22 protein-coding genes are annotated in these 22,702 nt (G+C 73.3%); 16 read left to right on the forward strand and 6 right to left on the reverse strand.

All coding sequences use genetic code 11. From position 1 onward, the window contains the following. Window positions 1-24: 24 nt before the first annotated feature. The 3 genes from ACZ3IG_RS05475 to ACZ3IG_RS05485 are packed head-to-tail and all read left to right on the forward strand — an operon-like array spanning window position 25 to window position 3,511. Entirely contained in the window at window positions 25-1,419 is a 1,395-nt protein-coding gene (locus ACZ3IG_RS05475; RefSeq protein ID WP_467429287.1) for an MFS transporter, read from the forward strand. Further along, window positions 1,416-2,492 (forward strand): L-idonate 5-dehydrogenase, encoded by a 1,077-nt coding sequence (locus ACZ3IG_RS05480; RefSeq protein WP_467429290.1) that lies wholly within the window; start codon window positions 1,416-1,418, stop codon window positions 2,490-2,492. Before ACZ3IG_RS05475 ends, ACZ3IG_RS05480 begins: the two co-directional genes overlap by 4 nt. Before the next feature lie 32 nt (window positions 2,493-2,524). Beyond that, a complete protein-coding gene (locus tag ACZ3IG_RS05485) occupies window positions 2,525-3,511 on the forward strand; it encodes a sugar kinase (protein WP_467429292.1) in 987 nt (328 codons plus the stop codon). Between the two features lie 11 nt (window positions 3,512-3,522). Here ACZ3IG_RS05485 and ACZ3IG_RS05490 read toward each other — a convergent pair whose 3' ends face one another. Continuing rightward, the gene (locus tag ACZ3IG_RS05490) at window positions 3,523-4,398 is read right to left on the reverse strand and encodes a helix-turn-helix domain-containing protein (RefSeq protein WP_467429294.1); all 876 of its coding nucleotides are present in this window, start codon (window positions 4,396-4,398) and stop codon (window positions 3,523-3,525) included. Between the two features lie 120 nt (window positions 4,399-4,518). On the opposite strand from ACZ3IG_RS05490, the gene ACZ3IG_RS05495 reads away from it, so the two are divergent. The 5 genes from ACZ3IG_RS05495 (at window position 4,519) to gap (ending at window position 8,927) form a co-directional block, all read left to right on the forward strand. Next, a complete protein-coding gene (locus ACZ3IG_RS05495) occupies window positions 4,519-5,100 on the forward strand; it encodes a non-oxidative hydroxyarylic acid decarboxylases subunit B (RefSeq protein ID WP_467429296.1) in 582 nt (193 codons plus the stop codon). A gap of 32 nt (window positions 5,101-5,132) precedes the next feature. Then, on the forward strand, window positions 5,133-6,557 hold the full coding sequence (locus ACZ3IG_RS05500) for a non-oxidative hydroxyarylic acid decarboxylases subunit C (protein ID WP_467429298.1): 1,425 nt from the start codon (window positions 5,133-5,135) through the stop codon (window positions 6,555-6,557). A gap of 28 nt (window positions 6,558-6,585) precedes the next feature. Next, window positions 6,586-6,822, forward strand: a complete 237-nt coding sequence (locus ACZ3IG_RS05505; RefSeq protein WP_467429301.1) for a non-oxidative hydroxyarylic acid decarboxylases subunit D — start codon at window positions 6,586-6,588, stop codon at window positions 6,820-6,822. A 9-nt stretch (window positions 6,823-6,831) separates the two neighbouring features. Next, the gene (locus tag ACZ3IG_RS05510) at window positions 6,832-7,788 is read left to right on the forward strand and encodes a GlxA family transcriptional regulator (protein ID WP_467429302.1); all 957 of its coding nucleotides are present in this window, start codon (window positions 6,832-6,834) and stop codon (window positions 7,786-7,788) included. 140 nt (window positions 7,789-7,928) lie between these two features. Then, on the forward strand, window positions 7,929-8,927 hold the full coding sequence (gene gap, locus ACZ3IG_RS05515) for a type I glyceraldehyde-3-phosphate dehydrogenase (protein ID WP_467429304.1): 999 nt from the start codon (window positions 7,929-7,931) through the stop codon (window positions 8,925-8,927). 163 nt (window positions 8,928-9,090) lie between these two features. Here the strand turns inward: gap and ACZ3IG_RS05520 are convergent, their stop codons facing one another. After that, a complete protein-coding gene (locus ACZ3IG_RS05520; protein ID WP_467429305.1) occupies window positions 9,091-9,894 on the reverse strand; it encodes a sulfite exporter TauE/SafE family protein in 804 nt (267 codons plus the stop codon). A gap of 85 nt (window positions 9,895-9,979) precedes the next feature. Between ACZ3IG_RS05520 and ACZ3IG_RS05525 the strand changes: the two genes are divergently transcribed. After that, window positions 9,980-10,765 carry an AraC family transcriptional regulator gene (locus tag ACZ3IG_RS05525; protein WP_467429307.1) on the forward strand — a complete coding sequence of 262 codons (786 nt, stop codon included), beginning with the start codon at window positions 9,980-9,982 and terminating at the stop codon, window positions 10,763-10,765. 191 nt (window positions 10,766-10,956) lie between these two features. Here the strand turns inward: ACZ3IG_RS05525 and ACZ3IG_RS05530 are convergent, their stop codons facing one another. Further along, a complete protein-coding gene (locus ACZ3IG_RS05530) occupies window positions 10,957-11,553 on the reverse strand; it encodes a TetR/AcrR family transcriptional regulator (RefSeq protein WP_467429310.1) in 597 nt (198 codons plus the stop codon). Window positions 11,554-11,704: 151 nt separating this feature from the next. On the opposite strand from ACZ3IG_RS05530, the gene ACZ3IG_RS05535 reads away from it, so the two are divergent. Further along, the gene (locus ACZ3IG_RS05535) at window positions 11,705-12,943 is read left to right on the forward strand and encodes an FAD-dependent monooxygenase (protein ID WP_467429312.1); all 1,239 of its coding nucleotides are present in this window, start codon (window positions 11,705-11,707) and stop codon (window positions 12,941-12,943) included. An 18-nt stretch (window positions 12,944-12,961) separates the two neighbouring features. Here the strand turns inward: ACZ3IG_RS05535 and ACZ3IG_RS05540 are convergent, their stop codons facing one another. The 3 genes from ACZ3IG_RS05540 to ACZ3IG_RS05550 are packed head-to-tail and all read right to left on the reverse strand — an operon-like array spanning window position 12,962 to window position 15,644. Then, a complete protein-coding gene (locus ACZ3IG_RS05540; RefSeq protein ID WP_467429314.1) occupies window positions 12,962-13,582 on the reverse strand; it encodes a TOPRIM nucleotidyl transferase/hydrolase domain-containing protein in 621 nt (206 codons plus the stop codon). Between the two features lie 58 nt (window positions 13,583-13,640). Further along, a complete protein-coding gene (locus ACZ3IG_RS05545; protein WP_467429316.1) occupies window positions 13,641-14,657 on the reverse strand; it encodes a DUF4832 domain-containing protein in 1,017 nt (338 codons plus the stop codon). Window positions 14,658-14,669: 12 nt separating this feature from the next. Then, window positions 14,670-15,644, reverse strand: coding sequence for a hypothetical protein (locus ACZ3IG_RS05550; RefSeq protein ID WP_467429318.1), 975 nt, complete (start codon window positions 15,642-15,644; stop codon window positions 14,670-14,672). Window positions 15,645-15,781: 137 nt separating this feature from the next. Here ACZ3IG_RS05550 and ACZ3IG_RS05555 point away from each other — a divergent pair, with 137 nt between their 5' ends. The 6 genes from ACZ3IG_RS05555 to ACZ3IG_RS05580 all read left to right on the forward strand — a co-directional run bounded on the left by ACZ3IG_RS05555 (window position 15,782) and on the right by ACZ3IG_RS05580 (window position 22,680). After that, window positions 15,782-16,735 carry a carbohydrate ABC transporter permease gene (locus tag ACZ3IG_RS05555; RefSeq protein WP_467429319.1) on the forward strand — a complete coding sequence of 318 codons (954 nt, stop codon included), beginning with the start codon at window positions 15,782-15,784 and terminating at the stop codon, window positions 16,733-16,735. Between the two features lie 10 nt (window positions 16,736-16,745). Continuing rightward, the gene (locus ACZ3IG_RS05560; RefSeq protein ID WP_467429322.1) at window positions 16,746-17,684 is read left to right on the forward strand and encodes a carbohydrate ABC transporter permease; all 939 of its coding nucleotides are present in this window, start codon (window positions 16,746-16,748) and stop codon (window positions 17,682-17,684) included. A gap of 32 nt (window positions 17,685-17,716) precedes the next feature. Further along, window positions 17,717-19,066: an ABC transporter substrate-binding protein gene (locus tag ACZ3IG_RS05565; RefSeq protein ID WP_467429324.1), complete on the forward strand. Its 1,350-nt coding sequence runs from the start codon at window positions 17,717-17,719 to the stop codon at window positions 19,064-19,066. A gap of 52 nt (window positions 19,067-19,118) precedes the next feature. Next, window positions 19,119-20,618 (forward strand): glycoside hydrolase family 36 protein, encoded by a 1,500-nt coding sequence (locus tag ACZ3IG_RS05570; RefSeq protein ID WP_467429326.1) that lies wholly within the window; start codon window positions 19,119-19,121, stop codon window positions 20,616-20,618. Between the two features lie 99 nt (window positions 20,619-20,717). Then, window positions 20,718-21,875, forward strand: coding sequence for an ROK family transcriptional regulator (locus tag ACZ3IG_RS05575; RefSeq protein WP_467429328.1), 1,158 nt, complete (start codon window positions 20,718-20,720; stop codon window positions 21,873-21,875). 115 nt (window positions 21,876-21,990) lie between these two features. Then, a complete protein-coding gene (locus tag ACZ3IG_RS05580) occupies window positions 21,991-22,680 on the forward strand; it encodes a GntR family transcriptional regulator (RefSeq protein ID WP_467429330.1) in 690 nt (229 codons plus the stop codon). The last annotated feature ends 22 nt before the right edge of the window (window positions 22,681-22,702 follow it).

Consider the following 22,702-nt stretch of genomic DNA (forward strand, 5'->3'; position numbering starts at 1 on the left):
GTCCCCCGAACAACGGAGTTCACGATGAAGGACAGTGCCACCGCCGCGGAGCAGACCCGCCCCGCGGAGCGCACCACGGGCGACCTGGCCAGAGCCGCCGTCTCCGGCTGGCTGGGCACGGCCATGGAGTTCATGGACTTCCAGCTGTACTCGCTGGCCGCCGCGATCGTCTTCAACAAGCTCTTCTTCCCGGACGTCAGCCCCGCCATCGGCCTTATCGCCGCGATGGCCACCTACGGCGTGGGCTACGTCGCCCGGCTCGCCGGCGCCGTCTACTTCGGGCGGATGGGCGACCGGATCGGCCGCAAGAAGGTCCTGTACCTGACCATCCTGCTGATGGGCGCCTCCACCACCCTGATCGGCGTGCTGCCCACCTACGCCACGATCGGCATCATGGCGCCGGTCCTGCTGGTCGTGCTGCGGCTGGTCCAGGGGTTCGGCGCGGGCGCCGAGATCGCCGGCGCGACGGTGCTGCTCGCCGAGTACGCCCCGGTGAAGCGGCGCGGTCTGATCTCCTCGCTGGTGTCGCTCGGCACCAACTCCGGGACGCTCGCCGCCTCCGGGCTGTGGGCCGTGCTGCTCGCCGTACTCAGCGAGGAGCAGTTGCTGTCCTGGGGCTGGCGGTTGCCGTTCCTGCTCAGCTTCGGCCTGATGATCTTCGCCGTCTGGCTGCGCCGGGGCCTGAAGGAGAGCCCCGTCTTCGAGGAACGCCCCGACGTGGTGGACGGCGTGGCGCTGGCCCGCGACGAGGTGGAGGCCGCGATCGCCGGCCCCGGCGGGGGAACGGAGAACGTGCTCGCGGCCGGCATCCGGCAGCGCAAGGGCAAGGCGTTCTTCCTCGCCCTCGGGCTGCGCTTCGGCCAGGCGGGCAACTCCGGGGTGATCCAGACGTTCCTGGTCGGGTACATCGCCACCAACCTCGCCGTCGGCCGGTCCGTGCCCACCGACGCCATCGTGTACGGCTCGCTGCTCGGCTTCGCCACCGTGCCGCTGGTCGGGCTGCTCGGCGACCGGCTCGGACGCCGGGTGGTCTACCTGGCGCTGACGCTGCTGACCGCGGTCATCGCCTTCCCGGTGATGCTGCTGATCACGTCCGGCTCGACGCCCGGAGTGATGATCGGGATGGTGCTCGGCCTCAACGTCGGTGTGCTGGGGCTGTTCTCGCTGGAGAGCGTGACGATGGCCGAACTCTTCGGCGCCCGCACCCGGTTCACGCAGCTGGCCCTGGCCAAGGAGATCGGCGGCATCCTCGCCACCGCGATCGGCCCCGTCCTCGCCGCCACCCTCACCGCCGTCACCGGCAGTTGGACGCCCATCGCCGCGATGCTCGTCGTCTACTCGCTCATCACCTTCGTCAGCGCGTACCTCGCGCCCGAGACCCGCGGACGCGACCTGGTCCGCCTGGAGGATGCCGTATGACCGCCGTGACCGAAGAACGCGCCGCCACCGAGGGGCGCACCATGCGGGCGGTCGTGGTGCACGGCCCCGGTGACGTACGGATCGACGCGCGGCCCCGCCCGGTGCCGGGTGCCGGGGAGGTGCTGCTGGCCCTGGAGTGGGGCGGGATCTGCGGCTCCGACATCGCGTACTGGAAGAACGGCGCGTCCGGCACGGCCGCGCTCGCCCATCCGCTGGTGCTCGGGCACGAGGTCGCGGGCCGGGTCGCCGCGCTCGGTCCGGGCGTCACCGGCCTGGCCCAGGGGCTGCCGGTGACCGTGCACCCGGCCCGGCTGGTCGGCGACGGCGTCCTGCCGGACCGGATCGCCGGCCGCACCAACCTCTACCCGCACGTCCGCTACTTCGGTTCGGCGGCGTTCACCCCGCACACCGACGGCGGGTTCAGCGAGTACCGGGTGGTCGACGCCGACCAGGTCAGGCCGCTGCCGGACGGTGTGGACACCGAACAGGGCGCGCTCGCCGAACCGCTGGCGGTGGCCCTGCACGCGGTCGGCCGGGTACCGGACCTGCGCGGCCGGACCGTCCTGGTGAACGGCGCCGGGCCGATCGGCTCCCTGGTGGTGGCCGCCGCCCGCCACCGCGGCGCTGACACCGTGATCGCCGCCGACCTGTCGGCGCACGCCCTCGCCGTCGCCCGCGCGATGGGCGCCGCCGAGACCCGTGACCTCTCCCGCGGCGAGGCCCTGCCCGAGGACGTGGAGGTCGTCTTCGAGGCGTCCGGCGCCCCCGCGGCGCTCGGCGCGGTGCTGCGGGCCACCGCCCGGGGCGGCACCCTGGTCCAGGTCGGCAACCTGCCCGGTACGGCCGTCAGCGCCGTCCTCGGTGACCTGGTGACCCGGGAGATCACCTGGACGGGCTCGTACCGTTTCGTCGAGGAGATCGACGACGCGCTGCTCGCCCTGCGGGACGGCCTGGACGTACGCCCGCTGATCACCCACCGGTTCCCGCTGGACCGGGCCGAGGAGGCGCTGTCGGCCGCCGCGGACCCGGACAGCGGCAGCAGCAAGGTCATGCTGCGCCTGTCCGGCGCGTGAGCCCGCGCGACACCGACCCCCAGGAGGTTCCCGTGGCCCTGCCCACCCCGCCGCCCGCCCCCGACGCCGTGTGCGTCGGCGAGACGATGGCCGTCCTCGGCCCGTCGGACGACCGGCCGCTCGCCGAGCAGGCGCGGCTCAGGCTGGGCATCGGCGGCGCCGAGTCCAACGTGGCCTGCGCGCTGGCCGGGCTCGGCCACCGGGCCGCCTGGCTCAGCCGGCTGGGAGACGACCCGTTCGGGCGCCGCGTCCGCGCCGAACTCACCGCGCGCGGCGTCGACGTGGGCGCGGTCGAGACCGACCCGGACCGGCCGACCGGCGTCTACTTCAAGGACCCGGGGCCGGACGGCACCCGCACGCACTACTACCGCCGGGAGTCGGCCGCCGCCGGCATGGGCCCGGAGCTGGCCCGGCTGCCGCTGCTGCGCCGGGCCCGGCTGACGCACCTGACGGGCATCACCGCGGCGCTCTCGGACGGCTGCGCCCGGCTGCTCGACGCGCTGCTGGTGGACCGGGTCACCGGGACGGGCCCGGTCGTCTCCTTCGACGTCAACCACCGTCCGGCCCTGTGGCGCGGCGGCCGGGACGAGGCGGCGCCCCGGCTGCTGGCCCTCGCCCGCGCCGCCGACCTGGTGTTCGTCGGCCGGGACGAGGCCGAGGGGCTGTGGGCCACGCCCCGCGCGCGGGACGTGGCCGCGCTGCTCGGGCCGGCGCCGGCCGTGGTGGTCAAGGACGCGGAGCACGGGGCCACCTCCTACGTCGGGGGTGTCCGGACGTTCGTGCCGTCGCTGCCGGTCAAGGTGGTCGAACCGGTCGGCGCGGGCGACGCGTTCGCGGCCGGTTACCTCTCCGGCGTCCTGGACGGCCGTGACGAGCGCTCCCGGCTGCGGCTGGGGCATCTCGCCGCCGCGGCGGCCCTGCGTACCCGGGACGACGTGCCGGTGATGCCGTCACGCGCCCGGGCGGAGGAGTTCCTCGCGCTGGACGACGACGCCTGGGCGGCCCTGCCGCCGCGCTGAACCGCGCGGCGTCAGACCGTCCCCCGGGCCGCCGCCCGGAACTCCAGCGGGGTGCGCCCGTCGTGCCGGCGGAAGAACGCGCCGAAGTCGCTCGGGTCGGCGAAGCCGAGGTGGCGGGCCACGTCGGCGGCGGTCCGGTCGGTGTGCACCAGCAGGCGTTTGGCCTCCAGCACGATGCGGGCGTCGAGGTACGCCTTGGCGGTCGTCCCGGTCGCGGCGTGGACGGCGCGGGTGAGGGTGCGCACGCTGTAGCCGAGGGCGCTGGCGTAGTCGGCGACGCGGTGGGTGCGGGTGAAGTCCCGTTCCACGGCGGCCCGGAAGCGGGGGAAGGGCCCGTCCCCGGCCGTCTCGGCGCCGGTGGTCTGCGGCGGCGCGGCGTGGGCCAGCCGCAGCAGCAGGACCGTCAGCAGCATCCGCAGCGCCTTGTTGTGCGCCTCCAGGGGCATCGTGCCCAGGTCCGCGTACTCGGCGGCCAGGTGCCGGCGGGCGAGTTCCACCGACCGGGCGTGCGGGGCCGCCGGAACGACGGGGCCCGCTGTGTCCGGGGGGTCGTCCGGGACGAAACCGGGGCGCCAGATCACGATGTCCCCGGTCGCGACGGCCCAGGGCCCCTCGGGTCCGGCGCCGTACTGGTGGACCTGGCCGGGCCGCACCCACAGCCAGCCGCCGGCCGGGACGACGTACCGGGTGAAGTCCACCGTGTGCGGCAGCGGCGCGGAGTCCGGGTGGACGTGGATGAGGTGGTGGAAGTCCGGGCGCTGCGGGCTGGACAGGTCGATGCCGCGGCGCCGGCCGCGGGCCCGCAGCTCGGCGAAGTCGACGACGTCCATGCCGATCGGCGCGCTCAGCGCGGGCCGGTACGCCACGTCGGTGATCGCGGAAGCCATATCGCGCACCTGTCCGTTTTTCCCCATCAGCTGTCCTCAGCATACCGGCCCACGCCAGGAGCGGCTTCTAGCGTGGACGGAGAACAGACCGGAAGCTGACCGAAAAGGAACAGGTGTGCCGTGCGGGTGATCGTGGCGATGACAGGGGCCACCGGCGCGCCCTTCGGGGTGCGGCTGCTGGAACGCCTCGCCGAACTGCCGGACGTGGAGACCCACTTCGTCGCGAGCCGCTGGGCGCGGGCCACCGTCGAGCTGGAGACCGGCCGCACCATGCGGGAGGTGGCCGCGCTGGCCGATGTGGCGCACCCGCCCGAGGACCAGGGCGCCACCATCTCCTCCGGTTCGTTCCGGACGGACGGCATGGTCGTGATCCCGTGCTCGATGAAGACGCTGGCCGGCATCCGCGCCGGTTACGCGGACGGCCTGGTGGGCCGGGCGGCGGACGTGACGCTGAAGGAGCGCCGGCCGCTGGTGCTGGTCCCCCGCGAGACGCCGCTGAGCGAGATCCACCTGGAGAACATGCTGGCGCTGGCCCGCATGGGGGTCCGCGTCGTCCCGCCCGTGCCCGCCTTCTACAACCAGCCGGAGACGGTCGACGACATCGTGGAGCACATCGTCTCCCGCGTCCTGGACCAGCTGGACCTGCCCGCCGCCGGCGCCCGCCGCTGGACCGGCCTGCGCGACGCCCGCCGCGCTTCCTGACCCCCACCGCCCCACCCGAGGAGAAGACTCCCATGCCCTACGACGACCTGCGCGCGTTCCTCGACACGCTGGAGAAGGAGGGACAGCTGCTGCGGATCACGGACGAGGTCCTGCCGGAGCCCGACATCGCGGCGGCGGCCAATGCCGCGGGCCGTATCGGCGAGGGGGCGCCGGCCCTGTGGTTCGACCGGGTCAAGGGCTTCACCGACGCCCGGATCGCCATGAACGTGCACGGCTCCTGGCGCAACCACGCCCTCGCCCTCGGCCTGCCGAAGGAGACCTCCCCGCGCGAGCAGGTCGAGGAGTTCGCCCGCCGCTGGGACGCGTTCCCGATCGCCCCGGAGCGGCGCGCGGACGCGCCCTGGACGGAGAACACCGTCACCGGTGACGACGTCGACCTGTTCGACGTACTGCCGCTGTTCCGCCTCAACGACGGCGACGGCGGGTTCTACCTCGACAAGGCCGCCGTGGTCTCCCGGGACCCCGCCGACCCGGACCACTTCGGCAAGCAGAACCTGGGCACGTACCGCATGGAGGTCATCGGCCGCGACCGGCTCGCGCTCCAGCCGGTGCCCGTGCACGACATCGCCCAGCACCTGCGCACCGCCGAGGAGCGCGGCGAGGACCTGCCGGTCGCGATCACCCTCGGCAACGACCCGGTGATCCCGATCGTCGCCGGCATGCCGCTGCGCTACGACCAGTCCGAGTACGAGATGGCCGGCGCCCTGCGCGGCGCTCCGATGCCCATCGCCACCGCCCCGCACACCGGCCTGGACGTCCCCTGGGGCGCCGAGGTCGTGATCGAGGGCGTCGTCGAGTCCCGGGTACGGCAGATCGAGGGCCCCTTCGGCGAGTTCACCGGACACTACTCGGGCGGCCGGCGCATGCCCGTCATCCGGATCGAGCGGATCTCGTACCGCACCCGGCCCGTCTTCGAATCCCTCTATCTCGGCATGCCCTGGACCGAGTGCGACTACCTCGTCGGCCCCAACACCAGTGTTCCGCTGCTGAAGCAGCTGCGCGCCGAGTTCCCGGAGGTGCGCGCGGTCAACGCCATGTACACCCACGGCCTGCTGGTGATCATCTCCACGGCCAAGCGGTACGGCGGTTTCGCCAAGGCGGTCGGCATGCGCGCCATGACCACACCGCACGGCCTCGGTTACGTCTCCCAGGTCATCCTCGTCGACGAGGACGTCGACCCGTTCGACCTGCCGCAGGTGATGTGGGCCCAGTCGGCCAAGGTGAACCCGAGGGAGGACGTCCTCGTCCTGCCGAACCTGTCGGTGGTGGAGCTGGCTCCCGCCTCCCAGCCGGCCGGTGTCACCAGCAAGATGATCATCGACGCGACGACCCCGGTCGCCCCCGACGTACGCGGCAACTTCAGCACGCCCGTCAAGGACCTGCCCGAGACCGCCGAGTGGACCGCGCGGCTGCGCACCCTGCTCGCCACCCGTTGAGCGACTCCCCGGAAAGGAACACCCTCCGATGTCCGACCTCTGCCCCCGCTGCGCCGACCCGGCCGTGCGTACCGTCGCCCACTCCCCCGTGCCCGGTGTCTGGCAGGTGCTCCAGTGCGCCCGCTGCCTGTACATGTGGCGCACCACCGAACCCGCCCGCCGTACCAGCCGCGACGCCTACCCCGAGCGGTTCCGGCTGACCGCCGAGGACATCGCCTCGGCGTCGGAGGTGCCGGCCGTCCCGCCGCTGCTCGGGTCCGCATAATCTGTCCCCGTGTCAGCTTCCCGTCTGCGCCGCGTGGCCGTCCTGGTCCTGGAGGGCGCGAAGCCGCTCGACGTCGGCATCCCCGCCCAGGTGTTCGCGACCCGCGCGAGCATGCCGTACGAGGTACGGGTGTGCGGTGCGCGGCCCGGTCTCGTCTCCGGCGGCGAGGGACTGTCGTACCACGTCGCCGACGGCCTCGACGCGCTCGCCTGGGCGGAGACCGTCTTCGTCCCCGGGTACCGGTTCCCGGACCGGGAGGACCCGCCGGAGGCGGTCGTCGAGGCGCTGGTGGCGGCGCACGAGCGGGGCGCGCGGCTGGCGGCCATCTCCACGGGCGCCTTCGCCCTCGCCGCCACCGGGCTGCTGGACGGCAGGCGGGCCACCACCCACTGGCACTACTCGCGGGCGCTGGCGGCCCGGTACCCGCGGGTGCGGGTCGACGAGAACGTCCTCTTCGTCGACGAGGGCAGCGTGCTGACGTCGGCGGGCGCCGCTTCCGGCATCGACCTGTGCCTGCACATGCTCCGCGGCGACCTCGGGGTCGCCGCGTCCAACCACGCGGCCCGGCGGCTGGTGGCGGCGCCCTACCGCAGCGGCGGGCAGGCGCAGTACGTGCCGCGCAGTGTGCCCGAGCCGCTCGGCGAGCGGTTCGCCGCCACCCGGGAGTGGGCGCTGCACCGGCTCGGCGAGCCCCTCACCCTGGAGATACTCGCCCGTCACGCGGCGGTGTCGCCGCGCACGTTCTCCCGGCGGTTCGCCGAGGACACCGGGTACACGCCGATGCAGTGGGTGATGCGGGCCCGCCTCGACCTGGCCCGTGAGCTGCTGGAGCGCTCCCAGCGCAGCGTCGAGCAGATCGCGGCCGACGTCGGACTGGGCACCGGCACCAACCTGCGGCTGCACTTCCAGCGGGTTCTGGGCACCACGCCCAGCGAGTACCGGCGCACCTTCACCAGGGGCGAGTGACCCGGTCGGCCGCGGGTGGCGGGGGGGGGGGGTGGCGCGAGGGGTGGCGCGATACTTTCGAACCCTGGCTCTCGCGCCGCTGTCGACAACCGGCGCCCCGCGCGAACCTGGTGGCGAACCGACGGAAAGGGACACCCTTCATGACCCGCATCGCCATCAACGGATTCGGCCGCATCGGACGCAACGTGCTGCGCGCGCTGCTGGAGCGCGACAGCTCGCTGGAGGTGGTCGCCGTCAACGACCTCACGGAGCCCGCCGGTCTGGCCCGTCTGCTCGCCTACGACTCGACGGCCGGCCGCCTCGGCCGTCCGGTGACCGTCGACGGGGACACCCTGGTGGTCGACGGCCGGCGGATCAAGGTGCTCGCCGAGCGGGAGCCGGCCCGGCTGCCCTGGGCCGAACTCGGCGTCGACGTCGTCCTGGAGGCGACCGGCCGCTTCACCTCCGCCAAGGCCGCCCGCGCCCACCTCGACGCGGGCGCGCGGAAGGTGCTCGTCAGCGCCCCGTCGGACGGCGCCGACGTCACCCTGGCCTACGGCGTCAACACCGACGCCTACGACGCGGAACTGCACACGATCGTCTCCAACGCCTCCTGCACCACCAACGCGCTGGCGCCGCTCGCCAAGGTCCTGGACGACCTGGCCGGCATCGAGCACGGGTTCATGACGACGGTGCACGCCTACACCCAGGAGCAGAACCTCCAGGACGGCCCGCACCGCGACGCCCGCCGGGCCCGCGCCGCCGCCGTCAACATCGTGCCGACCACCACGGGTGCCGCGAAGGCGATCGGCCTGGTCCTGCCGGGCCTGGACGGCAAGCTGTCCGGCGACTCGATCCGGGTGCCGGTGCCGGTGGGCTCGATCGTCGAGCTGAACACCACTGTCGCCCGCGACGTGTCCCGCGACGAGGTGCTGGCGGCGTACCGCGCGGCGGCCGAGGGCCCGCTCGCCGGTGTCCTGGAGTACTCGGAGGAGGCGCTGGTCTCCTCCGACATCACCGGCAACCCGGCCTCGTCGATCTTCGACTCGGCGCTCACCCGGGTCGACGGCCGGCACATCAAGGTGGTCGCCTGGTACGACAACGAGTGGGGCTTCTCCAACCGTGTGATCGACACGCTGGAGCTGCTCGCCCGCGGCTGACCCTCGCCCGCGGCAGTGGCCGGCGCGGCCGGCTGAAGAAGAACCCGGTGATGCCCCGGGCGGGCAGGCCGGGTTCTCGGTCTCGGTGGCGCGGCGGACGCGGTGCCGCGCCACCGGCCCGGGAGGCGCCGCCGGAGGGATGCGGGCGGCGTGGGGGCCGCCCTCAGCCCAGGGCCGGCATCGCGACCGCCACCAGGGCGAGCAGGCCGATGTACGCCCAGGAGTGGACCCGGTCCGGGATCCGCGGCGGGCGCCGCCGCAGGACGGCGATCACCGGCAGCGCGCCCAGCAGCAGCGCCGCAGCGGCCACGGGGTCGACCAGGCCGACCAGGCGCTGGTGCGTCTCCGGGACCGCCGTGAGCGCGGGTGCTGACAGGGAGACCGCGGTCGCCGGGAGCGCGATGGCGAAGGTGAGCGGATTGGCCAGCGCGGTCGCCACCCGCATGGGGTGCCCGGCCCGGCGCATCGCGGGGACGGTCATCACACTGCCGCCCACCCCGAGGAAGGCGGCGACCGCTCCGGCCGGGGCGCCCAGCACGGGCGGCAGCGGACGCGGTCCGCCGCACGCGCCCCCGTGCTCCGCGCGCGGGCGCAGGAAGCCGGGGCGCAGGAGCAGGTCCACGACGGTCAGGGCGACGTAACCGACGAACGCCCACCTGACCGGGCCCGGCGGGGCGACCCGGCCGGCGAGCGCGCCGGCCACCGCACCGGCGGCGAGCAGGAACAGCAGGGCTCCGCTGCCGCGCAGGGCCGCGAGCACCCGCCGCGGGGTGACGGCCGTCGCGAACCCCGCGTTCACCACCATCACCAGGGCGGAGGTGGCCGTCGCCACCCGCATCGCGTCCGCGCCCAGCGCGGCGTCGGCCCACACCACGACCGGCACCGCGACGAACCCGCCGCCGAACCCGAACAGCACCGTGGTCAGCCCGGTGAGGACCCCGATCCCGGCCAACACCACAAGACTCATGGGACCACCCCACCAGGTGCCCCGGCCGTCCCGCATGCGAAAGTCGGCACGTTTCCTTCGCGACTCGGCCTGTACCGTGGCGGAGGTGAGAAACGTCCCCCTGGCCGGCGTCGACCACATCGGCCGGGCCGTCCTGCCGATCGCCACCGACTACCCGCCCGGCCACCTGCTGGACTGGCACGAGCACCGGCGGGCGCAGTTCCTGCACGGCGCCACCGGCGTCATGGTCGTCGACACCTCCGAGGGCACCTGGACGGTGCCGCCCGACCGCGCGGTCCTGATCCCGCCCGCCACCCGGCACCGGGTACGCATGCTGGGCGTGAGCACCCGGAGCCTGTACGTCGAACCGGGCGCCGTCCCCTGGTGGCCGACGGCCTGCACGGTCGTGGACGTACCGCCCCTGCTGCGCGAACTGCTGCTGGCCAGTGCCGAGTTCGAGCCCGACTACAGCATGGCGGGGCGGGCGGGAACCATCGCCGCGCTCCTCCTGCACGAGATCGCCGCCCTCGCTCCGCTCCCGTTCCACGTCCCGGTCCCCGCCTCCCCGGACCTGGCCGCGCTGTGCCGTGCGTATCTGGACACGCCGGACGCGGGGATCGGCAACGCCGTGTGGGCGGCGCGGGTGGCCATGAGCGAGCGGGCCTTCACCCGGCGCTTCCGCGCCGAGACCGGCGTCAGTCCCGCCGTGTGGCGGTCCCGCGCCCGGCTGCTCGCCGCCGTTCCGCTGCTGCGCACGGCGTCGGTCAGCGAGGTCGCGGGCCGCCTGGGCTACTCCTCCCCCGCCGCGTTCACAGCCGCGTTCACGCGCACCTTCGGCACGCCGCCCTCCCGGTTCACCGCGAGCCGGGCCGGCGGCGGCCCGCGGCCCTGACCTGCCCGGCGCAGGCCGCCCGGGAGGCCGACAGCGGGTACAGGGCCGGCGGGCTCACCCTGGCGCCGCGCGGCCGCGCCGCGTTCACCCGCTGCCGCCAGGCGGCGGGGTTCACCAGCGGGATCCGCACCGGGGTGACCCGGAAGCAATAGCCGGGCCCACGGCGCCAGGACGGCCTGCGCCGGACGCGGTCAGTCCGGCGCGGACGAGGCGCGCGACCGGCGGTGGGCCACTACGGCGAGGACGTTGTCCACCAGGCGTTCGGCGTCCGTGTCGGGAGTGAGCGGCTCGCCCAGCAGGGCGTGCGCGTAGGCCGGGGCCAGGACCAGTTCCCCGATGTCGGGGAAGCCGATCTCGGTGGTACCACTCGCGGCGAGGACCGCCTCGACCTGGCGTACGCGGGGCTCGGCGAAGTCGGCCAGGCCGCTGAGGCCGTCGGTGCGGGCCGCGGCGGCGATCGCCCTGACGAAGACCCGGTTGGCGGGGGCCTGAAGGTCCGCCAGCATCCCGCGTGTGTACGTGAGCAGGTCGCCGCGCAGGTCCCCGGTGACCGGCAGGGGCGAGCTGCGGCTCAGCTCCTCGAAGAGGGTGTCCAGGACCAGACCCTCGGGTCCGCGCCAGCGCCGGTAGATCGTGGCGGTGTGCACGCCGGACCGCTGGGCGACCTCCGCGACCGTCACCGTGCCGTCCGCCGACTCGTCCAGCAGCGACCGCACGGCGGCGTGCACCGCCGCGCGGGTCCTGGCCGATCTGCCGCCGGGACGGGTCACTCCCACCGCCTGTGTCATGGCATCAGTCTATCGCGAGTAAGTCGCGTTAGTGGGGCGGGCGGGTGTAGCGTCTAACGCGAGACTTTCGCGTCAGCGCGTCAGCGCGTCAGCGCGTCAGCAGGTCGGTGGGTCGGTGGGTCGGTGGGTCAATGGTGGGGAAGGAACGGACATGGCACGTGTTCTGGTGGTCGGGGCCGGTATCGCCGGTGACACCGTCGCGCTTCTGCTGGGCAGGGCCGGCTGGGAGGTCACGGTGGTGGAGATCGCGCCGGACCTGCGCACCGGCGGGCAGACCGTCGACCTGCGCGGGGACAGCCGTGACGTCCTGGAGCGGCTCGGCCTGCTGGACGAGGTGCTCGGCCGGCTCGTCCCGCAGCGCGGCGCCGCCTGGATCGACCGCACCGGCCGCCCCCTGGCCACGATGCCGGTCGAGGCGTTCGACGGGAACGGGTACGTGTCGAAGGAGGAACTGCTGCGCGAGGACCTCGCCCGGGTGCTGCACGACGCGGCCGGCCCCACCGTCACGCACCGCTTCGGCGAGACCGTCGAGAAGCTCACGGACACCCCGCACGGGGTGCTCGCACACTTCCGCGGCGCACCGCCCGAGAAGTTCGACCTCGTCGTCGGAGCGGACGGCGCGCATTCACGGGTCAGACGGCTGCGCTTCGGCCCCGAGGCGTCCTTCCGCCGCCCGCTGGGCCTCGCCCACGCCTGGTTCACCCTCACCGAGACCCCGTCGACGCCCGGTCTCGACGGCTGGTTCCTGACCCACAACGCGCCCGGTCGACGGTCCGTGGAGGCGCGGCCCGGTCATCCGGGCACGCAGGAGGTGGGGCTGACCTTCGCCGCCGCCGAGCTGCCGCCGCGGCACGACCGGGCCGCTCGGTTCGCCCTGCTCGACGAGGTCTTCGCGGACGTGGGCTGGCGTGCGGCGGAGTTCCTCGCCGCCGCGCGCGTCGCGCCCGACTTCGCCCTCGACACCTTCGACCAGGTCCAGGTGCCGAGGTGGCACGACGGCCGGGTGGTCCTGCTCGGCGACAGCGCCTGGTGCGCCAGCCCGTTGAGCGGGCTCGGTACGGCCCTCGCCCTGCGCGGCGCCGCCGAACTGGCCGACGCCCTCGGCTCGGCGGCGGTGACCGGGCACCCGGACCGGCTGACCGGCGCCCTCGCGGCGTTCGAACGGTCGATGCGGCCCCGTACCCGCGCCGCGCAGCGGCTGTTCCCGGGCCGGGTGCGGCAGGCGGCGCCGGTCACGGAGCGCGGTATCCGGGTCAACGCCTGGATCATCCGGCAGTTGCAGTCCCGGCCCGTGCAGAAGGCCGTCGGCCGCCTCGCGGCCCGGCACGGACGGGACCCTTCCGCCGACGGCCCGGGCACCGCTCCCGCCGGGCGGGCGGCGGCGCGCTGACGCGGCGTCACCCGCCGGTCAGAGGCAGGCGAGCAGGCCGTCGAGCGGGGCGGGTACGCGGTCGGCGTCGCATGCCTCGACCAGGACACGGCCGTAGTGGATCTTGCGGCCCTTCTTCGTGCCGAGGAAGCGGCGCAGTTGCTGTCGCGGGGTGCGGTCCCGCTGGGCGGGCTGGCGCAGGAAGGACTCCAGGGCGCGCTGGTCGCCCTCCGCCCGGACGAGTTCGGCCACCCGGCTCACGCCGAGCGCGCGGATCAGCTCGTCCTCCAGGTCCGCCGCGCAGACGAAGAAGCCCCGCCGGGCCGCACCGGCCCGTTCCAGGCCGCGGGCGTAATAGGGGTGTTCCCGCTCGTCGCACAGGCCCGCGAGGCGCAGGCCCAGGCCGGGCGGGCCGAGGAGGCGGGCGAAGCGGCCGATGTTCATCGCGCCGCCCATGGACAGGACGCAGACTCCTTCGGCGTCCAGGTTCCGCCGGCGCCGCGCGGCCAGCGCGCGGACCGCGGCGACGTCGCTCGGGCCTTCCAGCAGGACGGCCGCCCGGACGGGCAGCCGCGCGGCCAGCTCCCGCGCGGGGTCGCCGGACCCGCCGGCCGCCCACACGGCGACCGCCTGCCGGAAGGTCCCCATGTCGTCGGTCATGGGGCAAGTCTGCGTCGTCCGCCGCCACCGCGGTAGCGGATTACGGCACGGAGCGGGGTCAGGTCACCGTGATCCGGTCGATGTCGGGTGCCCATCCGGAGTCGTTGCCGAGGGTGACGCTGTTGCCCGTGCCGCTGTCCAGGGCGAGGCTCAGCGTGACCGAGCCCGGGGTCGTCCAGTCGGCGGTGGGGGCGAAGTCGACGGTGCGCGGGGTGCCGCCGTTGACCTGGACGGTGGCCGAGCGGGCGACCGCGGTGGCGTAGTGGACCGTCACCTGCCGGGTACCGCCGTCGCCGCCGTCGACCCGGGGGAAGGTGAGGGTCGCGCCGTTGCCGAGGTAGCCGACCTTGGCGCCGCCGGAGCAGCCGGCGCAGCCGGCGACCACGGCGGTGCCGGTGAGGGTGTTGCCGCCGGCCTCCGCCTCGTAGCCGGCCGGGTCGGCGCCGCCGCCGGAGCCGACGGTCATGGCGCCCAGGTCGAGCCAGCCGTCCGCGTTCTGGCCGGTGTTGGCGAACCGCAGCTTCTTGGCGTCGGAGCTGATGTCCTCCAACGGGTTCTTGGCCTTCATGACGAGCCGGTAGCCGCCGGCGGTGACGCCGGTCAGGTCGATGTCCGCGTCGAAGTACCGGGCGTGGCCGTAGGCGAGGTAGGTGGGGTCGGAGCCCACGCCCCAGTCGGGGAAGGCCCGGATCTTCTCGGGCATGACCTCGCGCAGGTCCCAGGGCGTGTCCCAGCTCTTGACGACGTTGCCGGCGGAGTCCTTGAGGCCCAGGCTGACGGTCCAGGGGTAGTAGAACGGGGCGACCCCGTTGTTGCTGACGCGCACCCCGACGGTGGTGCTGCCCGCGGCGGTGTCGTGGAAGTAGGCGTCGTCGACGGTGAGGTCGTAGCCCATGAGCCGGACCGCCGCCGCCACGTTGGGGTCGGAGGAGGAGTAGCCGGCGCTGCCCTCGTTCATCTTCCAGGTGGTGTGCTCCAGTTCGAGGCACGCCCGCATGTCGTCCACGTCGCCGGAGCCGGCGGGCCAGTGGGCGAAGGCCCTGGACTGGATCTCGGGGCGGATCTCACCGCCCATGGAGGCGGTGGTCTAGCGGTTCTCCACCCCGCGTTCGACGGCCCGCTGCAGCTGGGAGTACGAGGCTCCGCCCATCGACGCGGGCAGGGTGACACCGGCGAGCGGGCTGCCCTCGCGGAAGCAGAAGGAGTCGTCGTGGAAGCCGACCGACGGCAGGCCGGCGGCGGCGCCGCCCGCCGAGTCCGGGTAGCGCACCTCGACCTTGGTGTGGGTGAAGGCGCTGGTGTAGGCGCGCATGATCTCGGCGCCGTGGGCGTCGGTGGGCATGTGGTCCGGGTAGCCGTCGCCGGTGTCGGTGTCGTAGGGGTAGGTGTGCCACTCGCCCCAGAGACCGATCAGGCCCATGTGGATGAAGCCGATGCGCGGGTCGCCGTCGTAGCGTGCGCCGAACGCGGCGATGAAGTCCTTCAGCCCGTCCAGCAGGTAGGCGTTGTCGTAGTCGGGGCGGGTGGTGCCGTTCACGGCGTCGGTGCGGTAGTCGACGTGGCCGTCGAAGCAGTGCGGGATGGCGTTGGAGGGGTGGCTGCCGCCGGGGTTGCCGGGGTACTCCAGGTAGAAGCGCAGCGCCATCTGGTTGCCGTGGGAGGCGGACTCGTCCAGCGCCTCGTCCAGCACGCTCCAGTCGTAACTGCCGCAGTCCGAGGCGTTGGTCATGACCTCGGAGAGACCGAAGTAGCTCCAGGTCAGCGCGTGCGGGTAGCCGGTGTTCTGGTCGGCGCCGGGCTGGTAGAAGCGGGCGAAGCCCTTGAGCGGGTTGTCCAGCGGCGCGTCGGCGCGGGTGAGGGTGTGGACCGGGAGCGAGGGGTCCGGGCCGGGGCCGGGTGCCGGGCGCTCGGGCACGCCCTGGGCGGTGGCCGAAGCGGTCGCGGTGCCGGCGGCCGGTGCGGCCTGGGCGGTGAGCGGCAGCACGGCCAGTGACAGGGCCAGCGCGGAGGAACAGAGCGCGGCCAGCAGTTCTCTGCCGCGTCGTGGTGCGAAGGTGCGCATGGTGATGGCCTCCGGGGATCGAGAGGGAAGCGACGTTATGCGACAGCATTGACAAAGTTTCGCTGTTGCTCATCAATATGTTGTCCACGGTGCCCCACTGGCAAGAGGTGCGGCGCGAATCCCTTCGGAGGGGAACCATGGGCGCGGAGACCGCAGTTGCGCCACCGCACAAGAGCGTCGGCCCGCCCTCGGACGGGGCCCCGGCGCCGGGCGGGGCACGCCGGCCCCGCGACGACCGGAAGGCGGCGTGGCTGTTCCTGGCCCCCGCGCTGCTGGGGTTCGCGCTGTTCTACGCGTATCCGACCCTGCGCGGCGTCTACTACTCACTCACCGACTACAGCCTGCTGGCCGCACCGGACTTCGTCGGCACGGACAACTACCGTGAGCTGATCGGTGACGAACAGTTCTGGAACGCGCTGGAGGTCACCGGCTCCTACGTGGTCCTCAACATCGTCTCGCAGACCGTGCTGGCGCTGCTCCTGGCGACGCTCATGCACCGTCTGACCCGGTCGGTGGCGCTGCGCGCGATGCTGCTGGTGCCCTGGCTGGTGCCGAACGTCACCGTCGGCCTGCTGTGGATGTGGCTGCTGGACGCCAACCTGGGCCTGGTCAACCACGTCCTCGGCGCCTTCGGCAGGGAACCCAACGGCTTCTTCACCTCGCCGGACTGGGCGATGCCGTCCGTCGCCGCGGCCAACACCTGGGCGTACACGGGCTACACGGCGCTGCTGCTGTACGCGGGGATGCTCCAGGTCCCGCGGTACCTGTACGAGAGCGCCTCACTGGACGGCGCCGGCGAGTGGCGGATGTTCACGAAGGTCACGCTGCCGCTGCTGCGGCCGGTGCTCTCCCTCGTCCTGGTGGTGTCGCTGATCGGCTCGTTCCAGATCTTCGACACGATCGCGGTGACCACCCAGGGCGGTCCGGTCAGCGCCACGCGCGTCATCTACTTCTACATCTACGAACAGGCCTTCACCTACTTCCACATGGGCTACGCCTCCGCCGTCGCCGTGGTGCTCGCGCTGATCCTCGGCGTGCTGACCGCCGTACAGATGCGCCTGCTGCGTGCCTCCCGTTCGGACCTGGCCTGAGGAGCACATCATGACCCGTATCGGCACGAAGGTCCGTACGCAGGCCCGTCCGCAGGCCCGTGTGAAGGCCCGTGTGACGGTCTCGCCCGGCCGGATCGCCGCGTGGGCGGTGCTCGTCGGCGCGCTGTTCCTGACCGTCTTCCCGTTCTACTGGATGGTCCGCACCGCCCTGACCCCGGCGGCCGACCTGTACACCGACTCCACCGGGCTCGTCCCGGACCACCCCACGATGATCAACTTTCTGCGGGTGCTGGGGCTGACCAGCCAGGAGGAGGCGGTGGCCGCCGGGGGTTCGGGCGCGCAGGTGGACTTTCTGCGGTACCTGCTCAACTCCGTCGTCTACAGCGGGCTGATCGCCGTGCTGCAGACGCTGTTCTGCGCGATGGCCGGGTACGCCTTCGCCCGGCTGCGCTTCCCCGGGCGGGACGTGGTGTTCGGGGTGCTGATCGCCGCGCTGATGGTGCCGCCGATCTTCACCGTGCTGCCCAACTTCGTCCTGGTGAAGGATCTGGGCTGGCTGAACACCTTCGCCGGCATGGTCGCGCCGAGTGTGCTGATGACCCCGTTCGCGGTCTTCTTCCTGCGGCAGTTCTTCCTGTCGATCCCCCGCGAGGTGGAGGAGGCGGCCGTCCTGGACGGGGTGGGCCCCTGGGGTCTGTTCTGGCGGGTGGTGATGCCCATGACCCGCGGACCGCTGCTCACCATCGGCCTCACCACCACGGTGTGGGCCTGGAAGGACTACCTGTGGCCGCTGCTGTCCGGCCGTGAGGAGCAGACCCGGGTACTCACCGTCGCCCTCGGCATCTTCCAGCAGCAGTCGCCGAACGCCCAGCCCGACTGGACCGGGCTGATGGCCGGGTCCGCCCTGTCGGTGCTGCCCGTGCTGGTGCTGCTGGCCCTGCTCGGCCGCCGGCTGGTCGAGTCCCTCGACTTCACCGGCGTGAAGTGACCGCCCGCACGTCCCGAAAGAGGCCCCTTGCGATGAGCCCCAGACCCTCGCGCGTCGGCGCGGCCCTGCTGTGCCTGACCGCCACCGCCACCCTCGTCTCCTGCGCGGGCTCGGACACCGAGGCCGGGGGGCGGACGACCCTGGACTACTGGCTGTGGGACGACCTGCAACTGCCCGCCTACCAGGAGTGCGCCGACGTCTTCCAGAAGGCCAACCCCGACATCACCATCAAGATCACCCAGACCGCCTGGGCCCAGTACTGGCAGAACCTCACCACCGAGATCGTCTCCGGTGAGGCCCCGGACGTCTGGACCGACCAGAGCACCTACTACCCGACGTACGCCGACGGACAGCAGCTCCTGGACCTCCAGCCCTACGTCGAGCGGGACGGGGTCGACCTGTCCGGCTACCAGTCCGGGCTGACCGACGTCTGGGTGAAGGACGGCAAGCGGTACGGCCTGCCGAAGGACTGGGACACCATCGCGATCGTCTACAACACCGACCTGCTGAAGAAGCAGGGCGTGGACGCCGCCGACCTCGCCGGCCTCACCTGGAACCCGTCCGACGGCGGCACCCTGGAGCAGACGATCGCCAAGGCCACCGTCGACACCGCGGGCCGCAACGGCCTCGACCCCGCCTTCGACAAGGACCATGTGAAGACCTACGGGTTCCTGCCCGAGTGGAAGGACGGCAGCACGGGCCAGAACGGCTGGGGCCCGCTCGCCGCCGCCAACGGCTTCTCCTACCTCGACAAGAACCCGTGGGGCACCCACTACCAGTACGACGACCCCAAGCTGGCCGAGACCATCGCCTGGTTCAAGCGCCTGACCGACAAGGGGTACGCGCCCCGCCTGGACCAGAAGTCGAGCCTCTACAACGCCGAGCTGCTCATGGCGGGCAAGGGCGCCATGACCCTCGCGGGCTCCTTCACCGTCTCCACCTACCTCGACCCGGAGCTGAAGGGGAAGTTCGCCTACGCCCCGCTGCCCACCGGCCCGGCCGGCCGCAAGACCTCCATCAACGGTCTGTCGGACGCCATCTGGGCCGGCACCGACCACAAGGAGGAGGCGTGGAAGTGGGTCAAGTTCCTCGCCTCCGCCGGCTGCCAGGACATCGTCGCCGAGCACGGCGTCGTCTTCCCCGCCCTGAGGACCTCCACCGACAAGGCGCTCGCCGGGCACCAGGCCAAGGGCGAGGACGTACACGTCTTCACCGACGCCGCCGCGGACGAGGACGGCACCTTCCTGCTTCCCGTCACCGAACGCGGCACCGAGATCGGCCCCATCGTCCAGGACGCCATCCAGTCGGCGATCCTCGGCCAGACCACGCCGAAGGCCGCCCTGAAGTCGGCCAACGACAAGGTCAACGGCCTCCTCGACTGACCACCCGGGCACACCCTCCGGTACCCGGAAACCCTCATACGCAAGGAGATCCATGGCCCAGCTCGCGGAACTCGGCGGGCGCGCGTTCGCCGTCGAGCTCGAAGGCGACGCCCCGCCCCAGGCCGTCGACGGTGGTCTGCTGCTGCCACCCGGCCGGACGGCCGTGCTGCACGGGCTCGGTGACGCCCTCTTCTACCGGCACGGACACAACTCGTGGAGCCCGTGCGGCTGGCGCCGGCTCTCCGACGCCCCGCTGCGCATCGAGAGCGCCGAACGCCGCCTCACCGCCGACGACACCGTGTGGGACGACCCCGCCCGCCACCACTCCTCCGCCGTCGCCGCGCTGGAGGGCCCCGACGGACGGGTGCTGCTGCTCGGCGCGCTCGGCCTCGACATCCCCCGCCTCACCGCGGACCGGGACACCCTCGCCGGCTGGTACGAACGCGACGGGGCCCCCTGGTTCCTCGCCTACGGCGACGAGGAGGAGGTGTTCGCCGCCTACACCCGGCACCTCGGTGAGCGGCTGGGGCTCAGCCGCGAGCGGGCGGGGAACGTGTGGTGCAGCTGGTACGCGTACTACGAGAACATCACCGAGGAACAGCTCACCAAGGACATCACCGCCCTGCGCGGCCTGCCCTTCGACGTCGTCCAGGTCGACGACGGCTGGGAGCGGGCGGTGGGCGACTGGGAGGCCAACGACAAGTTCCCCTCCGGCATGCGGGCACTTGCCGACCGGATCACGGACGCGGGGCTGCGGCCGGGCCTGTGGATCGCCCCGTTCATCGTCCTGCCCGACTCCCGCACCGCCCGGGAACGGCCCGAACTGCTGCTGCGGGACGCCGCCGGCGAGCCGGTGGTGGCCGGACACAACTGGGGCACCGGCTACTGGGCGCTGGACCTCACCCTGCCCGCGGCGCGGGAGCACCTGCGGGAGATGATCCACCGGGTCAGCCGGGAGTGGGGGTACACCTACCTCAAGCTCGACTTCATCGGGGCCGGCGCGGTGACCGGCGTCCGGTCGGTGGACACCGGCCGCGAGGAGGCCTACCGGGCCGGCCTGAGCGTCATCCGGGAGGCCGCGGGACCGGACGCCTACCTGCTCGGCAGCGGCGCCCCGCTGCTGCCCTCCCTCGGACTGGTCGACGGCATCCGCAGCGGCCCCGACGTCGCGCCGCTGTGGGAGCACTACGCCACCCAGGACCCCTCGGACGCGCTGGCCCGCAACGCCGTCGTCAACACCGTGCACCGGCTGTGGCAGGCGCCGCTCCTGGAGGTCGACCCGGACGTCGTGTACTTCCGCAGCCGCCTCAACCTGCTCACCGAGCCGCAGCAGGGCCTGCTGCGCGACCTGGCCGACGTCTGCGGCTTCCGGGCGGTGTCCGATCCGCCGGGCTGGCTGCGCCCCGACGAACTGGAGTCGATGACGGCGTACTTGACCGCCCGGCCGGACGTACGCAGGCTCGGCCGGTACCGGTTCGCGCTGGACGGACGGGAGGTGGACTTCGGCCCGGCGGTGACCCCCGAGTCGGAACAGCGGTATCCGATCGCGTGACGCCTTCGACGGACGGCATGGCCACCGCCGGTAATTAGTAAACTGCTCAGCATTATCCGGCGGTGGCCACCGACCGCGACGCCTCCAGGGAGCACCAGCATGCCGACGACCGGAACAGACATGTCCCGGATGCGCGAGATGAACCAGCTGTCCATCGTGAGCGCGCTGCGCGGCAACCCGCCGTCGACGGTCACCGAGCTGGCGGGCCGGGCCGGGCTGTCCCGGCCCGCGGTCGACGTGCTGGTGCGGGGTCTGGTCGCCGACGGATGGGCGGAGGTCGAGGAGCCGGGGGCCAGCAGTGTGGTGGGGCGTCCGGCGCGCCGCTACCGGTTCCGGGCCACCGCCGGCCATGTGCTGGGCATCGACGTCGGCGTGCACAAGATCCTCGTCATGCTGAGCGACCTGGAAGGCCGGCTCGTGCGGACGGTACGCCGCCCGGCCGATCCCGAGGCGCCGCCCGAGGCACGCCTGGCGGCGGTCGACGGTGTCATCGACGAGGCGCTGCGGGGCGCGGACATGACCCCGGCCGACATCTGGGCGGTGACGGTCGGGGTGACCGGCCCGGTCGACGCCTCCGGCCGCACCACCCTGTTCACCCCGCTGCCCGGCTGGCACACCACCGATCCGGCCGCCCACCTCGCGGCCCGCTTCTCCTGCCCGATCCAGGTGGAGAACGACTGCAAGCTCGCCGCCGTGGCCGAACGCTGGAACGGCGTCGCCCAGGACGCCGACGACATCGTCTACCTCCTGGCCGGCCTGCGCACCGGCGCCGGCCTCATCCTCGACGGCACTCTGCGCCGGGGCCACGGCGGTGCCGCCGGAGAGATCGGCGCCCTCAAGGCGGTGCGCTGGCTCTCGGCTCCCGAGCATCTCCAGAACTGCCCCGGCGTACCGGCGACGGCCGCGCCGGGCGAGGCGGCGGCCTGGGTGTTCCAGGCTGCCCGCGAGGGCGACCGGGACGCGAGGGCGGCCGTCCGCCGCTACACCCGCGACCTGGCCGTCGGGGTCGCCGCGCTGGTCCTCGCCCTGGACCCGCAGGTCGTCGTCTACGGCGGCGGCTTCTCCCGCTCCGCCGACGTGGTCCTCGACCCGCTGCGCCGTGAACTCACCAAGCACTGCCTGCGCATGCCGGAACTGCGTGCCTCCACCCTCGGCGACGAGAGCGTGGCCCTGGGGGCGGTACGGCTGGCCCTGGACGAGGTCGACAGCCGCCTGCTCAGCGACGGACTGGCGGCCCCGGCAGCGCCACGGCGCTGACACGCGCCGGCGCGTCGACGTATCGACGTACCGGCACATCAGCACGTCGACGCATCGACGCATCGACACAACGGGCAGATAATCGATTTTGTCGTCGGCCGTCTATGCTGCCCCCATGACGCAGACGGCCCCCACCCCTTCCCCGCCGGGAAAGCGGATGCTCTCCGAGCAGGTCCACGCGCATCTGCGGGACGCGATCATGCGCGGTCACCACGCGCCGGGCGACGCCCTCAAGCCGCAGGACCTCGCCAAGGAGCAGGGGGTCAGTCTGGCCGTGGTGCGCGAGGCGCTGGTGCGGCTGGTCGGCGAGGGCTTCGCGGACCGGCTGCCCAATCGCGGCTTCGCCGTCCCGGCCTTCTCCGACCGTCGCTGGCAGGAGATCGCCGAGGCCCGCCGGACCATCGAACCGGTGATGCTGCGGATGTCCGTCGAGCGCGGCGACGTCGACTGGGAGGCCCGGGTACGCGCCGCCCACCACCGGCTGGCCCGCACCCCGGCGTATGTGCCGCAGGAGGGCGAGTACTACAGCGCCGCCTGGGCCGAGGCCCACCGGGTCTTCCACCGGACGCTGCTGGAGGGGTGCGGCAACCCCGTCCTCCTGGAGACCTTCGACCGGATGTGGACCGCGAGCGAGCTGGCACGCCGCTGGTCGGCGTACCGCAATCCGGGCCGGGACGGCGTCGAGGAGCACCGCCGGCTGGAGGAGGCGGCGCTCGCCCGCGACCCCGACGCGGCGGCCGAGGTGCTGGTCCAGCACCTCACCCGGACCGCGGCCGACCTGAAGGACGGTTCCGCGCCCGGCTGAGGGAGCCGTCGGCCACCGTACG

It is taken from the genome of Streptomyces sp. NPDC016677 (genome assembly GCF_055562815.1).

Excerpts from the sequence above, each read along its gene's own strand:
- ACZ3IG_RS05475 (WP_467429287.1), top strand. The coding sequence starts at position 25 with ATGAAGGACAGTGCCACCGCCGCGGAGCAGACCCGCCCCGCGGAGCGC.
- ACZ3IG_RS05480 (WP_467429290.1), top strand. The coding sequence starts at position 1,416 with ATGACCGCCGTGACCGAAGAACGCGCCGCCACCGAGGGGCGCACCATG.
- ACZ3IG_RS05490 (WP_467429294.1), bottom strand. The coding sequence starts at position 4,398 with ATGGCTTCCGCGATCACCGACGTGGCGTACCGGCCCGCGCTGAGCGCG.
- ACZ3IG_RS05500 (WP_467429298.1), top strand. The coding sequence starts at position 5,133 with ATGCCCTACGACGACCTGCGCGCGTTCCTCGACACGCTGGAGAAGGAG.
- ACZ3IG_RS05505 (WP_467429301.1), top strand. The coding sequence starts at position 6,586 with ATGTCCGACCTCTGCCCCCGCTGCGCCGACCCGGCCGTGCGTACCGTC.
- gap (WP_467429304.1), top strand. The coding sequence starts at position 7,929 with ATGACCCGCATCGCCATCAACGGATTCGGCCGCATCGGACGCAACGTG.
- ACZ3IG_RS05520 (WP_467429305.1), bottom strand. The coding sequence starts at position 9,894 with ATGAGTCTTGTGGTGTTGGCCGGGATCGGGGTCCTCACCGGGCTGACC.
- ACZ3IG_RS05530 (WP_467429310.1), bottom strand. The coding sequence starts at position 11,553 with ATGACACAGGCGGTGGGAGTGACCCGTCCCGGCGGCAGATCGGCCAGG.
- ACZ3IG_RS05535 (WP_467429312.1), top strand. The coding sequence starts at position 11,705 with ATGGCACGTGTTCTGGTGGTCGGGGCCGGTATCGCCGGTGACACCGTC.
- ACZ3IG_RS05540 (WP_467429314.1), bottom strand. The coding sequence starts at position 13,582 with ATGACCGACGACATGGGGACCTTCCGGCAGGCGGTCGCCGTGTGGGCG.
- ACZ3IG_RS05545 (WP_467429316.1), bottom strand. The coding sequence starts at position 14,657 with ATGGGCGGTGAGATCCGCCCCGAGATCCAGTCCAGGGCCTTCGCCCAC.
- ACZ3IG_RS05550 (WP_467429318.1), bottom strand. The coding sequence starts at position 15,644 with ATGCGCACCTTCGCACCACGACGCGGCAGAGAACTGCTGGCCGCGCTC.
- ACZ3IG_RS05555 (WP_467429319.1), top strand. The coding sequence starts at position 15,782 with ATGGGCGCGGAGACCGCAGTTGCGCCACCGCACAAGAGCGTCGGCCCG.
- ACZ3IG_RS05560 (WP_467429322.1), top strand. The coding sequence starts at position 16,746 with ATGACCCGTATCGGCACGAAGGTCCGTACGCAGGCCCGTCCGCAGGCC.
- ACZ3IG_RS05565 (WP_467429324.1), top strand. The coding sequence starts at position 17,717 with ATGAGCCCCAGACCCTCGCGCGTCGGCGCGGCCCTGCTGTGCCTGACC.
- ACZ3IG_RS05570 (WP_467429326.1), top strand. The coding sequence starts at position 19,119 with ATGGCCCAGCTCGCGGAACTCGGCGGGCGCGCGTTCGCCGTCGAGCTC.
- ACZ3IG_RS05575 (WP_467429328.1), top strand. The coding sequence starts at position 20,718 with ATGCCGACGACCGGAACAGACATGTCCCGGATGCGCGAGATGAACCAG.
- ACZ3IG_RS05580 (WP_467429330.1), top strand. The coding sequence starts at position 21,991 with ATGACGCAGACGGCCCCCACCCCTTCCCCGCCGGGAAAGCGGATGCTC.